Here is a 13,943-nt window from a genome sequence, read left to right on the forward strand (position 1 = left end):
AGTGGCCAAATGGGACAGACTGTAACTCTGTTGTCGCAAGACTTCGAAGGTTCGAATCCTTCTCCCCCCACAATAATTTAAAGAGATTCATCTTTAGGTTCCCATAATTCAATCACATTTCCTTCCGGATCAAGTACATGGACAAATTTTCCGTAATCAAACTCCGCAATCTCATCAATAATCGTTACGTTTTCCCTTTTCAGTTCCTCCAGCAGTAAAACAAGGTTATCTACCCTGTAATTGATCATAAATGGCTTGGTTGAGGGATTGAAAGCATCTGTATGCTGTGGGAACGTACACCAGGAAGTAGACCTTTTTTTCGAAGGATCATCATCCTGCCGCCACTCAAAGGTTGCTCCATATTCACTGGTGGGCAATCCAAGGTTTTTGGCATACCACTCATTCATAGTTTGCGGATTATCGCATTTGAAAAATACGCCGCCAAGTCCTGTTACTTTTTTCATATTTAAAGGTGTTTTTTGCAGTTAAATGTATGCCTTCCAGCAATTTCCATCTATTTTTGGATAATAACAAATCTCTTTTAAAATTATCAATTGATAATTAAAGCAATTTTAATTTCATCAATAACCATCAAATCATCTGATTGATAAGTGTTTGTAAGTTTTGCGGTCAACAGACCGAGGGCGCTGCGGTTGTAAAAACATTCAACTCGGTAATCACTGTGTTAACTCAGCATCTATCCCTACATTTGCAGCTGCTAAAGAAAAGAAATGATAAAAGATATAATTATAGAAATAGAAGGTGTACATCTGACTGATTTCAATACCAAACTTGTACAGGCTCCATATACTGAAGCCACTGAAAACGGCATCAGCATCATGTTCACGGGTGTTGAGGAACTGAAAAGTTATCACAACAGTCTGGTTTCACAGGATGATGCTGAACAGCCTGATGAAATAAAAACTAAGATTGCTGCGGCAGTAAAAAAAGCTTTGCGCCGTAACGAAACTGCCCTGGATGCCATCCGTACTTACGCAGAATCGTTGTTTTCATTTATTTTTAACGCAGACGCTCATAGAAAAGACAGGTTAATGATACTTGACACTCTGATAGCTGATGTTCAGGACAGCAACAGCGGACTGGAACTTCAGAAAGCAATAATAGATGCCACTTTCGAGCTGGGTGATTTATCGAAAAATGATAAATCTAAATTTTATGATTATGCCCATAATGAAATGGATTACTATTTTGATAAGATCAAAGCTGAGTTGCTTAAAGAACTGACTGACCTCAGATCAGGTTTGTTGGGCTAGTAAGCTACAAAAGAAATGCTCTGCTGACATGAAAAGCAGAGCCTTTCTTATTTCCTGAACCGCCCGGTTTTTCTGTTGAGTTAATCATATGTTAATATACACTTAATTTATCGCTTACCTTGGCACGCTAGTTGTCCAGAGCCATCAAAACGAAAACTTTATGGCAGGCAGTCAAAGAAATGGGAAGGGTAACAGCATCTGTGAACTGGCCGGTATCTGCGGGTGCTCCTATAAATTATAATATCAAAGTGCTTGGCCTTGGTTTTGAAAGTATTTACGGGCATTTGCCTGCGGGGATTTTTACAGGTCAATAGCAGGATGGCAACCTATAGAAATATCTGGTAAAATAGCATGAGAACTGAAAATATTCTCATGCTATTTGTTTTTAGTTATTTGCACTGACTGTGTACGGACTTTCAAGATTTAGGTACTCAAACAACTCTTTTCTGTAGGCTTCAGGACCTTGTTTGCGCCTTTTTTCAGAGATCCTTGCTGCGTCGTTTCCGGCAGGATAGGTGAGTTTATCCTCTCCGTCTGTAGCAGCCTGGTAAACTACAGCTGCAATCAGTTCGGCTTCTGAGAATTCCATTAATGTGCCGTCTGTAAACCCTTCCATCATTTTCTGTTTAAGAGGCCCGTAATCTGCATCTTCCGTTACTTCCATTACATTCATGTAATTGCTCTTGATTCCTCCCGGTGCCACATTTTTTATGCCTATGTTAAAAACTGCAAGGTCATAGGACATACTCTCGCTCCAGCCTTCTACCGCCCATTTTGATGCGTTGTATACGGATGACTGAGGATAGCTTACCAGTCCGCATAAAGAAGTGGTATTGATGAATAAGCCACTTTTTCTATCTTTGAAATATGGGATAAAGGCCTGTGTTACCCAAACCACACCAAAAAAATTGGTTTCGAACTGTCCTCTTACCTGCTCTTCAGAGTAGGATTCCAGCGGGCCTATAAGTCCATAACCAGCATTGTTAAATACTACATCAACAGTACCGGTACTGAAAGCTTCGCGGACAGCTGAATTGATCTGCTCAATGTTCGTTACATCCATTGGTAAAAGGATTACGTTATCCAGTTGGTTCAGTTCAGTTTCTTTTTCCGGGTTGCGCATGGTAGCGATAACTTTCCATCCTTTAGACTGAAATAATTTTGCAGTGGATTTTCCTAATCCGGCTGATGCGCCGGTGATAAATATCGTTTTCATATTGTTCCTGTTATTTGTCATTGTCTTCAAGAACAAAGATCAATCTAACTGAACTGCCTGATATAACCGATTTGAACAAGGTTGTAACCAAAAAAACTTTTACTGATGTATTTCAACTGTTGATCTTTCGGTGTAAAGTTTCCAAAAGAGCTTTGCCAGCACAGCAGGGGAATGTGTTTCACTTTGTGGATTGATGAAACCTGCTACTGTGAGCAGGCCAACATAAATTCCTTCATCGCCTAAGCGCTCATTCAGCTGAAAGGCAAGACTGCGGACGCCGGCCTTGCCAATGGACAGGGAACCATAATCCGCACTTGGTGATACACCTAATCCGCCGCCGGTCAGTAAGAATGCGCCTTTTTTCTTACGCAAAGCCGCATAAGTAACCTTCAGGGAATGAAAAGCATTGGCCACGTTGATGGTAAAGTCTTCAACCAGTATTGCTGAACTTTCTTCCATAATGTCCTTAGCTTTTAATACTGCTGCATTGTAGAGTACTGCATCAAAGCCCTCAGACTGGACCGTCAGCCCGTTTATAGCTGCTGTGAGCTGCTCTGCATTTCCCGCATCAGCAACAGCATAATTAACTTCAATACCTTTTGCTGAAAGCTCGTTTTTGATATTTTCAAGATTGGCTGCATTGCGGCTGATTAAACTGATCACAAAACCTTCTGCACCAAATTTTTCGGCTATGCCAGTACTCAGGCCGGTACCTGCTCCGATGATTAAAATTGATTTTTTCATGAGAATTTTTTTTGTTGAAACAAAGTTCTGCAGAAAGCTGCAGGGGCTCCGTACTAAATCCAAAGCAAGCTTTATGAATTTCAAAGATGGGCAAGGACATAATTTCGAATAATAAACGATTTGTCATAATTGGGCACAGCTATTGACTTATTGGAATTTCGAATTAAGTTTTTTTTAAATTAGTGCTTCCTGATAAATGGATGCGTTATGAGAACAACCCTAGACAGTAAGGTGATTGACACCCTGCGCGACCTTCCTGATATGATCCCGGTTTTCCGTGAATTTTATGAAGACTGGACAATCAGGGTATTCAACCGTCAACAGCATGAGTGCCGCAATTACCTCTCGCCCAATCGCAGGGAATTTTATAAAATCCTGCTGGTCACCCAAGGTACGGGGGTATTTACCATGGGGCTCAATACCTATTATATTGAAAAACCCACGCTGCTCTATATCCATCCCAATGATATCATTTCCTGGAAAAACCTCTCTGAAGAATCAGGAGGTTACTATGTTCTCTTCAAGAAGACGTTTATTAGTCACCATCTGCAGTTAAAAGCAGTAATTGATAAATTCGGGTTATTTATTGATAAACCTAAAAGCGTGATCCGCCTGGCGGAAGAGCAAGTGCCGGCAATCAGTCAGTATTTTCAGAAAATGGAGGAAGAAGAGCTGCTGAACGGCGATTTTAAGGAAGACGCTATGCAGGCCTTTCTTCAGCTCCTGATGGTAGAGAGTATGAAAGTGGCGCATTACCCTAAACCGGATGAGGTAAGTAGAGACTACAGTCATATGCATCAGTTTTTTAACCTGCTTGAAAAAGAAACTGCAGGAATCAATTACAGCAGCCCTATCCGTATCAAGACGGCCAAGGAGTTTGCCAATGACCTGCATATGCATCCCAACTACCTGAATGCGCTCCTTAAAAAACATACCGGTCAGAACGCAAGTACCCATATCAGGAACCGGATACTGGACGAGGCAAAGGCGCTTCTTTTACAAACGGACTGGAGCCTGCAGGATATCAGTTTCAGCATCGGCTTTGCCGAGCAGCCTAATTTTAATTTTTTCTTTAAGAAAAATACAGGGTTTACGCCTGCGGAATTTCGCCGTAATGCCAATGCGTAAGATGTCCGTAGTCATATATATATAAAGGGCTGTATTCTTTAAGCTGCCCAAATTTCTTTTTGATTCAGCGTATAGAATACAGCCTGCCATATGAGGATGGATCTTAATGTGCTGCAACTACAGCATCTTCATGGTCTGTTCCCGTAATCACTTCTTTCCATTCTTCCATTTCCGCTACAAAAGCTGCTGTTTTTTGATTGAACATGTTATAGGTGTCAGTGCCTAGAGGAAGGTGCACCGGAGGTTTCTCTGAAGCAGCGAGTTTTACAAATGCCTCTGCCAGTTTTTCCGGGTTACCTGGTTGATTGCGGTTATAAAGTTTTGCGTTTTTCCTGGAGGTGCCCACAGTTTCATCATAATCTTCGATAATCTTTTCTGTGCTGATCAGAGAGCCTGTATCTAAAAATCCTGTTCTGAAAAAACCCGGAGCAACAACTGTTGCAAAGATGCCCAGTGGTGCCAGCTCCTGAGCCAGAGATTCTGTAATTCCTTCAATAGCGAATTTTGTTGATCCGTAAATTCCCCATCCTACATAGCCGAAAAGACCGCCTACTGATGAAATGTTGATAATATGTCCGGAATGTTCTTTGCGCATGTAAGGCAGCACCGCACGGATCACATTGAGTGTTCCAAATACATTCACTTCGTAGTTCTTTTTTGCTTCTGCATCACTGGTCTCTTCAACGCCGCCAAGGATACCGTAGCCGGCATTGTTTACCAAGACATCGATTTTTCCAAAATGGTCTATTCCGAGTTTTACAGCCTCTATAGTTCGATTTTCATTGGTGATATCAAGTGTTACTGCATAGAGATTTTTATTGTCCTTAAACTGTGAAATAAATTGTTCCGGATTGCTGCGAACGGTTGCTATTACCTGATCACCGCTTTCCAATACTGCTTTTGTAATTTCAAGACCAAAGCCTCTTGAGGCACCTGTGATCAACCATGTTTTCTGAGTTTTCATATTGCTGTTCGTTTTTGTTTTTTGATATAGCAAAGTTGCGTCAGACCGCGTATTTGAGTTATCTGAATAGCAAAGCTTATGTTATGAATTTCAAAGAAAGCAGCAGCTGTGAAAAGGCAATAATTTGTCCTGCGTATTCATGGCGGACCATATTATACGCTCCTGAACTGGCTTTGCCTGAATCAAGAATCAGGAATTATCCGGACTGGATTCTGAATACCAATTTATTGGGAAAATAAACTATAGCTCATTAGACAAACGTACAAGTTTAGCCTTTAGATCAGGATCTTTCATGTTTTTGTCCAAAGGAAACATCGGATGCTGAATTCTTTTGTAGGGAAGGCGATCCAGATCCTGATCTACGCCACCAGGCGTTAACGCAAGTAACCAATCGGCCCGCATAGCATACAGTTCCGGTTCCAGATATCCAATCTTTACTACCACAATATCAGCCTTACGCGGCTCGAGGCCGAGGTTGGTAAAGTCGATTTCTTTGTGGTAAGGCTTACGTTTCCTGGTCACGATTACGTGGACGCTACCTATTTTTATCACTACTTCCACTTCTGCATCCTTATCCCCTTTATAAATGGATTCAACATTTCCTGAGAGTTTTATTGGCGGAGCATAGCGTGCATCAATAGCAGCACCTGCATACCCTTCAACAGGTTTACCTACGCCAGCCGCCAGCGCTTTAGTAACAATTTCAGGACCTGGGATTGATGCGTAGATCAGGGATGGTCCCTTGGCAGATTTAAACTCAGGGCGTTTAAGTATTTCTGTGAGTGTCCAGGTGACATCACCGGCTCCTCCGGCTGTAGGGTTATCGCCAGAATCACTGATGAAAAATGGATGTTTCTTACTGCCAATGGCTTTATCAAGACTTTCTGCCAGCGTAGCCGTAGGGGCAACAAATTTAAAACGCGACCTGGCATCCCAGAAACTTTGTGCAAGCTTTTCGGCTGTTCTTGTTACTTTTTCTTTATCATCTCCGGTAACCATTACTACAGCATGGTTGCGGGGTTCATCAGCCCAGGCGTAACCTATCCAGATGGCTGCATCAACAATTCCTTCCTGTGCTGCTGCCGGGGCTACAGCCTTGTATATACCTTTTCCGGGCTCTATTCGGGTGCTTGTTTTTTCGCCCGGTAACAAAACAGGTACTGGTATCCAGGCTTTATATGCAGGTTTTCCTTTGCCGCTGGTGATCCTATCAATCAGATTGGTTACTGCTCTTTTTTTGGTGTCCATTGCATCCTCGTGTGGTGCCATACGGTAACAGGTAATCAGGTCAGAATTCTCTGCGAGGCGCAGCGACACGTTGCCGTGAAGATCCATAGATGTTGAAATCATTGTCTTCTTGCCAACTACTTTGCGTATTCTTTCTATAAAATCACCTTCCGGATCATCTAATCCCACTACGCTCATGGCACCATGGATATCAAAATATAAGCCATCATAAGGCAAATGCTTCTTTAATGAATCCAATGTCCTGAGCACCAATACTTCATAAGCCTCTCTCTTTACCGCACCACCTGGAATGGCATGACCATTTAAAGTTGGGATCCAGATTGCTTTCTTACGCAATGGTGAATCAATTCCCATAAAGGAATAAGTGCTGAAAACATCCTGGCCATATTTACCGCGAAAAGATGCTTCATCAGAAAGGGCAGGTGAGAATGTGCTTGATTCAATCGCCAGTCCTGCAATAGCAATACGTGGAAGCTGCCCCGTTTCGTTAGAAGGTTTTCTCTTGCATGAAAATGCTGAAACGGTAATCAGAATATAAGTGAGGATTTTTAAGGAAGGGTTTTTCATGTTCAGGCGATCAATTTCGGAGCGGAATACACACCTATAATTATAGTGAAAAATAGTCAAAAAATAAATATTGAAGCAGTGTTAACTCAAATCCCCGATAGAATACTTCTTTAAAAAACACAGCTTCCGCAGGTAATTCATTTTGCTGATGGTTGATTTTTTGTAAACAAACAAAACCTCTGCTGATTTTGCAAACAGCAACCTGTACAATTTGAGGCGGTTGATCAGCAGGTAATCCTGGCTGAAACAGGTCAGGATCTCATTAAAAAACGCTTTATAGGCGATAGATCTTTCACTGCATTTAATAATCCAGTCGATCGCCTCGCGGTTAAAAAAAATATGTCGGACATGTTCCTTTGTTGCCCTCATATCGAGAAGATCAGTAGTAGAGGTACTGTGCTGCCTGTATTTCACCAGTGTTTGGGGCAGGAGACTGATTCCTCCTCTTTCCGAAGCTACAAATGCAATCCAGCGGTCGTGGAAGTATTTTGGGTCAAAAGGAAGAATGTCAGGAATCAGTTTTCTGTGAAAAAGTATGCTGTGGCCCGAAACCGAATTGAAAAACATAAAGGGATAAGGCAGCTCTCCCTGGTATAAAAGGCATACATCGCTTAATTTTTTATGAAGAGAATTACCATTTTCGTCCACACAGGCCGAGTCATGATAAATGAGCGCATGTGTTCCGATATTTGCAACCTGTAATTCGATCTTTTCCGGATCCCAGATATCATCCTGATCTGAAAGTGCAATGTATTCACCTTTGCATAAAGAGATCGCTTTTTCAAAATTCTTTACATAACCAAGGTTATAATCGTTCTGAAGAAAATTGAAGAAGCTGTATTTATGCTTGTATTCCTGTAAAATAGCCATTGTGCTGTCTGTAGAACAGTCATCAATCACTATGATCTCCTTATTAGTATACGTCTGCAGAACAAGACTGTCGAGTTGTTCTCTAAGGAATTTCTCTCCATTGTAGGTACATACAGCAATAGAGACAAGGGGTTTTTCTTCAGGGTTCATCAGCTTATATATGTGTTTAGCGCTTATGCAGGGTTCATCGTTCAATTAGTTAAGCTTTCGCGAAGAATAAACTTCAGGTTAGAATACAGGGAGCGTTTCCGGGTGTAAAACAGCGTACTGTAGTTTTTTATTAACAGGACAAATAATCCGGCTGAGAAAAACTGAGATTCAGACTTTTTGTAAAGTAAAAGCAGATTTTCAAGGAAAGACTTCAGCTGAGCAGGGGTAAGTGCATGGTCTTTAAAACTCCTGAAATGTTCAATGCGTAAAGATCTTGAATTTTTATTGTCGCGATGGGTAATGCTGTGCGGATGTATACGGTACTGCACCAGGGTTTGTTTAGTAAAAGTTATCCGTCCCAGGCAGGCAGCTGTGTAACTCAGCCACCAATCATAATATAAACCAGCCGGGAAATCTGGTGTCCTTTCCAGGAGTTCTTTTCTGATGAGACAGGCATGTCCGGAAACACAATTGTTCAGCAGTAAGGTCCTGCAGCAGAATCCTGCTGTAAAACGATGGGCAGACAAGGTGGATTTTCCGCTGGCAACACCGTTTTCATCAATGTAAGCTGAGTTGTGGTAACACAACAGATTGTCACCTATGCAGTCCATCATGATACTTAACTTGTCTTCCATCCAGATATCATCCTGGTCTGAAATCGCAATGTATTCTGCTGTGCATAGAGATATTGCTTTTTTAAAGTTTGCATTGAAACCCAGGTTTTTTTCATTGCGGTATAACCTGATCCTGGAGTCTGTGCGAATGAAGTTCATGATCATACTTAAAGTCTGGTCTGTCGAACAATCATCAACTATTATGATCTCTATATTTTGATAGCTCTGACGGGTCAGCGATGAAAGCTGTTCAGCAAGATGGGCTTCACCATTATAGGTGCAGAGCGCTATTGAAACTAATGCAGTAACCTCTGTCATCACAACCTCTTTTTTATTCCATTCCACATTCTTACTGCAAAAAGAGCAAGCGGGTTAGCATAAAACCACCTCAGTTTAGCGCCAGACAGCAGGAATACTGCAGATGGGGTTTGTATCCACCGGTTCCGGAAAGCGTGATTGTATTTTTTGATCAGCTGCCGGCGCGACTGCTCAAAGGTATGGTCGGCATTGCCATAACTTTTATGGGTGAGGTTAAAGGCAATCACCCAGGAGGAAAACCCCCTGATCTCAGCATGCAGACAAAGGTCGGTAGCATACAAATGAAATCCGGAAAGATCAGCAGAAGTTGCCAGCATTGCGCTTTTTTTAATCACAAGGAAGTTTTCATCGAGTGCAGTGACCTTCAGTGGGAACTTACCTTTATCCTTAAAAACATTGTCAGGATACGAGATATGATAAACAATATGATTTGGACCCGCGGCACCAGCGTTGCCGCAAATTGCCCAGCGCTGATCCAGCTGCTGCAGTTCCGAAAGTTTATTCTCCAGATCATTCCTTGTGTCCTTATCAATTAATATGTCCTGATGACATACAATGATATATTCTCCTTTAGCGCGGGCAAGGAACCGGTTGATACCTGTATAGGCATCTGAATGATTTTGTGCTGAATTATCAATGTACAGGAACTCGCAATCCTCCCGGCCAAATCCGGCCCGGATAAATGAATCTACCATCTCACGGTATTCTTCTATACGGGTGGTAAGTGTACAGATAGAATAGCTGAAGACAGGGCTTTCGGCAGCCTCGATTTTCTGTAGAAAATCATATTCCATAGGTAAAGGCGGGTCCTGCATGAGTTTAAAGCTGTCGCTGCGCAAATGAGCAGACTGGATTAATATAGAACTTACAAACGTATAATCGGCTTTCCATCTATCGAATTATTTATTTTTTGTATGATATCTTCAATGCTCATCGTTGATGAGTGCCTGATTTTGAGCGCGTTCAGTTTTTCAACAGATATCCGGATGTCGGCTTCGGTTTTTTTATATTCACTGAAACTATCCAGGATCCAGATCTTCCCCGTCAGGAGTTTCGTAAAAAGTTCAGCCAGCAGAATGTATACCGGCAGTACGGCTGCCCTGAATCCTGTGAGATGAATCCGGTGGAAAATAAACCTGTTCCTGAAATAGATCGTCTTTACAAAGTTGGGTTTAATGTTCCTGCGGATGCTGCCGCTTACCTGGTGGTAGCAGACCGATGAGTGCTCGTAATAACATTTCCAGCCCACAAGCCATGCCCTTGTACACAGATCTGAATCTTCGGAAGTGAAAGGGGAGAAGATCTCATCAAACCCTTCCAGTTCTTTTAGTTTTTTGGTGCTTACCAGTGCATTGGCGCCCGACAAATATGCGGTATAGGAAAGGGCATCCTCTTCCTGGCTATAGTAAAACTGATTGGCCTTGATGCGGCAGCCTTTATAAAATAATATTCTCGCTGCATCTTCAATCCGCTGCCCGTCCTTGCTCATGATCCTACCCATTACACCAAAGGTATCACTATGGTCAAAATACTTCCATTGTGCATTGAAATAATCGGGACTCAGCTGAACGTCGGAATTGAGCAGAAAAGTAAGTTCCATTTTTGCGATCTTTATCCCCTGGTTGCAGGTATAGGAAAAACCAGAGTTTTTACTGTTTGCAATTAAAATCACTTCAGGGTAAACAGCTTTGATAAAACTTACACTGTCGTCTTTGGAGCAATCGTCCACAATGATCAGTTCATAGGGAATATCAGCCAGAACCAAAGCGTTGATAACGGAAGGAAGATATAACTCTAATAAATTTCTGCCATTGTAATTCGGGATAATTACAGAAATGGATCTTTTCATAGGGTAAAAAGACCAAGAAAAACTATTGTTTACACACCTTTGCCGGAGAATGACCTTTTTGTATCGGTAAAAGCTGAGCAGGATAGTGTTAAAACTACACAATTGCTTCAGTGCAAGCCTGCCTGCATTGTGCATTTGCGGACATGGCCTGATCGTTAATGAACAGTTTTCAGCTGAAAATCTCTATATTGATACTCTCAACCGGCTATTGTAAGCTGGCATGCAATTCGTCATTGTACCGGCAAATCATAACGTATGTTTTTCATCAACTTCAAAATAGCGCTCCGGAACCTTAAAAGGAACAGGGGCTTTTCAGTGATCAATATCGGGGGCCTTGCCATTGGCCTCACTTCGTGCTTGTTGCTGTTGCTCTATGTGAATTATGAATACAGTTTTGATCAGCAGTACAAGGCGATTGACCGCCTGTATGTGGCAGAGCTAAACCACAGTACTGACGGAACCGTAAAAACGTATCCTTACACTCCGAATAAAGTGGCAGCTGCGGGATTGCAGGAACTGCCTGGTGTGGAAGCAGCCTGCCGCGTTTCCAGCAATGGAAGCAACAGGTTGTTCAGCAATGAAAACAACAAATTCAAACTGAATACTATCACAGCAGATCCCTCGTTCATGAAAATGTTTGATTACGATGTGAAAAGCGGGAATATGGCTACTGCACTCAATGATCCCCATTCATTGATACTCACAGCGAGCACTGCAAAGAAGTTTTTCGGCGACCAGGATCCCATAGGAAAAAGCCTGAAATGGGATAACCGTATATGGTTGAAAGTGACGGCAGTGATTAGTGACCCGCCAAAAAATCAAACCTTTCAGTTTGATGCTGTACAGACCTGGTCATTTTATGAAAATACTATATTCCCGCCTGAAAAGACCTTTGAATGGGGCGCCATCTCCTGCATGACCTTCTTTGAACTGAAGCCGAATGCAAATGTGGCCGCCACGGATGCTGCCCTGAGGAAACTCATCAAAACACATGATCCTGAGACCAGGCTGGAGGCATTTTTATTTCCCTTTAAAATGCACCACCTGTATGATGAGTTTGAAAATGGAAAACTAACGGGAGGTAAAGTTGACCAGGTGAACCTGTTTGCCTTTCTTGCTTTTTGTGTATTGCTCATCGCCAGCATCAATTACATGAACCTCTCCACTGCGCGTTCTGAAAAACGTGCCAGGGAAGTGGGGGTAAGAAAAGCTCTGGGTTCATCCAGAAAGGCTTTGATGGGCCAGTTTGTACTGGAGTCACTGTTGTTATCAACGATTTCCATGCTCATTTCTTTTGCGCTGCTTGAGCTGCTTCTTCCGCAATTCAATACGCTGCTGGATACTGCTATCCGCATTGATTATAGTTCCTATACATTCTGGGGAGTTTTAATATCCCTGATCCTGATCACAGGGATGCTTGCCGGCAGTTACCCAGCAATTTACCTGTCGTCATTTACTCCGATAAAAGTGCTCAAAGGTTTCAAGGGAGCTGCCGGAGGCGCGCTATCTATCCGTAAATTACTGGTCGTGATACAGTTTAGTCTATCTATCTGTATGATCATCTGTGCCCTGGTGATCTACACGCAGATGCAGTATATCAAAAATAAACCCCTGGGCTTCGACCAGAATAATCTGGTAGAAATGGAGCTCGAAGGTAATTTTAAAGACCCTGTTAAAGTAGAGCTGCTGAAGCAGGAACTGAAAAAATCCGAAGCAGTAGTAATGGCAAGTGAATATGCCGGGAACTTTACTACCATGTCTAACAATAGCAGTGATTTCAGCTGGCCGGGCAAAGACATCAGCGACAATGCTTTGTTTGAAGTCAGAAGCACCGGATACGATTATGCAAAAACCGTAGGTTCCAGCATGGTACAGGGACGGGATTTCTCCCGGGAGTTTCCGGCAGATACGGCTACCAATGTGATTTTGAATGAAGCAGCAGTGAAAAGAATGGGACTTAAAAATCCGGTAGGAACGGTAATCAACTGGGTTGGAAGTCCACCCCTGACTATCATAGGTGTTATACAGGATTATGCAAATGGTTCTGCAGGTGCCAGATCCCTGCCCACCATATTTTACTATAACATACATCTGGTTTCGCAGTTGATGATGAGGTTAAACCCTAACCAGCCGTTGAATGCATCTGTGCAGACCGTGAAAGATATTAGTCAGCGTTTAAACCCGTCATACCCGGCCGTACTGGAATATATCGACCAGTCGATGGATGCGAAACTGAAAACTGAAAGGATACTGAGCACACTGTCCAATCTTTTTGGAGGCTTCTGTATTTTTATTTCCTGCCTGGGTTTACTGGGCCTCGCGCTGTACATGGCAGAACAGCGCCAGAAAGAAATCAGCATCAGGAAGGTACTGGGAGCAGATTTAAAGAGCATACTGATTTTACTCAATAAAGATTTTATTAAACTGGTGCTGATCGCAAATCTCATCGCTTTTCCGCTGGCCTATATCTTAGCCAGCAAATGGCTGCAGAAATACGACTACAGAATAGATATGAACATCTGGCCTTTCATGCTTGCTGCAATGCTTTCGATAGTGATTGCTTTGCTGACCGTAAGTCTGCAATCATTTAAAGTAGCCAGGGCAAATCCGGTTGATGCCCTGAAATATGAATAGTAATTCCTGCTGTTTGTAACAACTGTTCTGCTTCAGTGTCAAATCAATAACTAAAACTACTGACATGAAACTGAACTTTCCATTCAAAAAGCAAACAGCAGCCGCTCAGCCAAAGAAATCCAAAAAACGCGAATGGCTGAATGCACTGATATTTGCCCTGGTTGCATCTACACTTATCCGGGGACTGATATTTTCAGCCTATGCCATACCTTCAGGATCCATGGAGGGGACGCTGCTTACCGGTGATTATCTGTTTGTAAGCAAAATGAGCTACGGCGCAAGGATGCCATTCACACCGGTTCAGAATCCATTTTTAGAATCTACTATTACCAAATATCAGATCAAAACTTACTGGGACGGTATCCAG

General features: G+C 42.4%; 13 protein-coding genes. 4 read left to right on the forward strand and 9 right to left on the reverse strand.

What is annotated here, in order from left to right; genetic code table 11:
• Window positions 1–77 precede the first annotated feature (77 nt).
• The gene (locus tag ABWY16_RS18810; RefSeq protein WP_353906209.1) at window positions 78–464 is read right to left on the reverse strand and encodes a VOC family protein; all 387 of its coding nucleotides are present in this window, start codon (window positions 462–464) and stop codon (window positions 78–80) included.
• Window positions 465–731: 267 nt separating this feature from the next.
• Between ABWY16_RS18810 and ABWY16_RS18815 the strand changes: the two genes are divergently transcribed.
• The gene (locus ABWY16_RS18815) at window positions 732–1,274 is read left to right on the forward strand and encodes a hypothetical protein (protein WP_353906210.1); all 543 of its coding nucleotides are present in this window, start codon (window positions 732–734) and stop codon (window positions 1,272–1,274) included.
• Window positions 1,275–1,659: 385 nt separating this feature from the next.
• Here the strand turns inward: ABWY16_RS18815 and ABWY16_RS18820 are convergent, their stop codons facing one another.
• On the reverse strand, window positions 1,660–2,490 hold the full coding sequence (locus ABWY16_RS18820) for an SDR family oxidoreductase (RefSeq protein ID WP_353906211.1): 831 nt from the start codon (window positions 2,488–2,490) through the stop codon (window positions 1,660–1,662).
• A gap of 99 nt (window positions 2,491–2,589) precedes the next feature.
• Window positions 2,590–3,234 (reverse strand): SDR family NAD(P)-dependent oxidoreductase, encoded by a 645-nt coding sequence (locus ABWY16_RS18825; protein WP_353906212.1) that lies wholly within the window; start codon window positions 3,232–3,234, stop codon window positions 2,590–2,592.
• A gap of 207 nt (window positions 3,235–3,441) precedes the next feature.
• Between ABWY16_RS18825 and ABWY16_RS18830 the strand changes: the two genes are divergently transcribed.
• Window positions 3,442–4,362 carry an AraC family transcriptional regulator gene (locus ABWY16_RS18830; protein WP_353906213.1) on the forward strand — a complete coding sequence of 307 codons (921 nt, stop codon included), beginning with the start codon at window positions 3,442–3,444 and terminating at the stop codon, window positions 4,360–4,362.
• Between the two features lie 103 nt (window positions 4,363–4,465).
• Here ABWY16_RS18830 and ABWY16_RS18835 read toward each other — a convergent pair whose 3' ends face one another.
• From ABWY16_RS18835 to ABWY16_RS18860, 6 genes are all read right to left on the reverse strand, one after another.
• Complete coding sequence (locus tag ABWY16_RS18835; RefSeq protein WP_353906214.1) at window positions 4,466–5,326, reverse strand: oxidoreductase; 861 nt, start codon at window positions 5,324–5,326, stop codon at window positions 4,466–4,468.
• A 240-nt stretch (window positions 5,327–5,566) separates the two neighbouring features.
• Window positions 5,567–7,141, reverse strand: coding sequence for a M81 family metallopeptidase (locus tag ABWY16_RS18840; protein ID WP_353906215.1), 1,575 nt, complete (start codon window positions 7,139–7,141; stop codon window positions 5,567–5,569).
• 81 nt (window positions 7,142–7,222) lie between these two features.
• Entirely contained in the window at window positions 7,223–8,161 is a 939-nt protein-coding gene (locus tag ABWY16_RS18845; RefSeq protein ID WP_353906216.1) for a glycosyltransferase family 2 protein, read from the reverse strand.
• Between the two features lie 41 nt (window positions 8,162–8,202).
• Window positions 8,203–9,093, reverse strand: coding sequence for a glycosyltransferase family 2 protein (locus tag ABWY16_RS18850; RefSeq protein WP_353906217.1), 891 nt, complete (start codon window positions 9,091–9,093; stop codon window positions 8,203–8,205).
• Window positions 9,093–9,887 carry a hypothetical protein gene (locus tag ABWY16_RS18855; RefSeq protein ID WP_353906218.1) on the reverse strand — a complete coding sequence of 265 codons (795 nt, stop codon included), beginning with the start codon at window positions 9,885–9,887 and terminating at the stop codon, window positions 9,093–9,095. The genes ABWY16_RS18850 and ABWY16_RS18855 overlap by 1 nt, the downstream gene beginning before the upstream one ends.
• 71 nt (window positions 9,888–9,958) lie before the next feature.
• Complete coding sequence (locus ABWY16_RS18860) at window positions 9,959–10,942, reverse strand: glycosyltransferase family 2 protein (RefSeq protein ID WP_353906219.1); 984 nt, start codon at window positions 10,940–10,942, stop codon at window positions 9,959–9,961.
• 255 nt (window positions 10,943–11,197) lie between these two features.
• Here ABWY16_RS18860 and ABWY16_RS18865 point away from each other — a divergent pair, with 255 nt between their 5' ends.
• Both ABWY16_RS18865 and ABWY16_RS18870 read left to right on the forward strand, forming a co-directional pair.
• Window positions 11,198–13,576, forward strand: coding sequence for an ABC transporter permease (locus ABWY16_RS18865; RefSeq protein WP_353906220.1), 2,379 nt, complete (start codon window positions 11,198–11,200; stop codon window positions 13,574–13,576).
• 64 nt (window positions 13,577–13,640) lie between these two features.
• A partial coding sequence (locus ABWY16_RS18870) for a S26 family signal peptidase (protein WP_353906221.1) occupies window positions 13,641–13,943 on the forward strand: 303 nt, incomplete at its 3' end.

Source organism: Pedobacter sp. (assembly GCF_040513095.1).
In the GTDB taxonomy this organism is placed as follows: Bacteria; Bacteroidota; Bacteroidia; order Sphingobacteriales; family Sphingobacteriaceae; genus Pedobacter.

Excerpts from the sequence above, each read along its gene's own strand:
- ABWY16_RS18810 (WP_353906209.1), bottom strand. The coding sequence starts at position 464 with ATGAAAAAAGTAACAGGACTTGGCGGCGTATTTTTCAAATGCGATAAT.
- ABWY16_RS18815 (WP_353906210.1), top strand. The coding sequence starts at position 732 with ATGATAAAAGATATAATTATAGAAATAGAAGGTGTACATCTGACTGAT.
- ABWY16_RS18820 (WP_353906211.1), bottom strand. The coding sequence starts at position 2,490 with ATGAAAACGATATTTATCACCGGCGCATCAGCCGGATTAGGAAAATCC.
- ABWY16_RS18825 (WP_353906212.1), bottom strand. The coding sequence starts at position 3,234 with ATGAAAAAATCAATTTTAATCATCGGAGCAGGTACCGGCCTGAGTACT.
- ABWY16_RS18830 (WP_353906213.1), top strand. The coding sequence starts at position 3,442 with ATGAGAACAACCCTAGACAGTAAGGTGATTGACACCCTGCGCGACCTT.
- ABWY16_RS18835 (WP_353906214.1), bottom strand. The coding sequence starts at position 5,326 with ATGAAAACTCAGAAAACATGGTTGATCACAGGTGCCTCAAGAGGCTTT.
- ABWY16_RS18840 (WP_353906215.1), bottom strand. The coding sequence starts at position 7,141 with ATGAAAAACCCTTCCTTAAAAATCCTCACTTATATTCTGATTACCGTT.
- ABWY16_RS18845 (WP_353906216.1), bottom strand. The coding sequence starts at position 8,161 with ATGAACCCTGAAGAAAAACCCCTTGTCTCTATTGCTGTATGTACCTAC.
- ABWY16_RS18850 (WP_353906217.1), bottom strand. The coding sequence starts at position 9,093 with ATGACAGAGGTTACTGCATTAGTTTCAATAGCGCTCTGCACCTATAAT.
- ABWY16_RS18855 (WP_353906218.1), bottom strand. The coding sequence starts at position 9,887 with ATGGAATATGATTTTCTACAGAAAATCGAGGCTGCCGAAAGCCCTGTC.
- ABWY16_RS18860 (WP_353906219.1), bottom strand. The coding sequence starts at position 10,942 with ATGAAAAGATCCATTTCTGTAATTATCCCGAATTACAATGGCAGAAAT.
- ABWY16_RS18865 (WP_353906220.1), top strand. The coding sequence starts at position 11,198 with ATGTTTTTCATCAACTTCAAAATAGCGCTCCGGAACCTTAAAAGGAAC.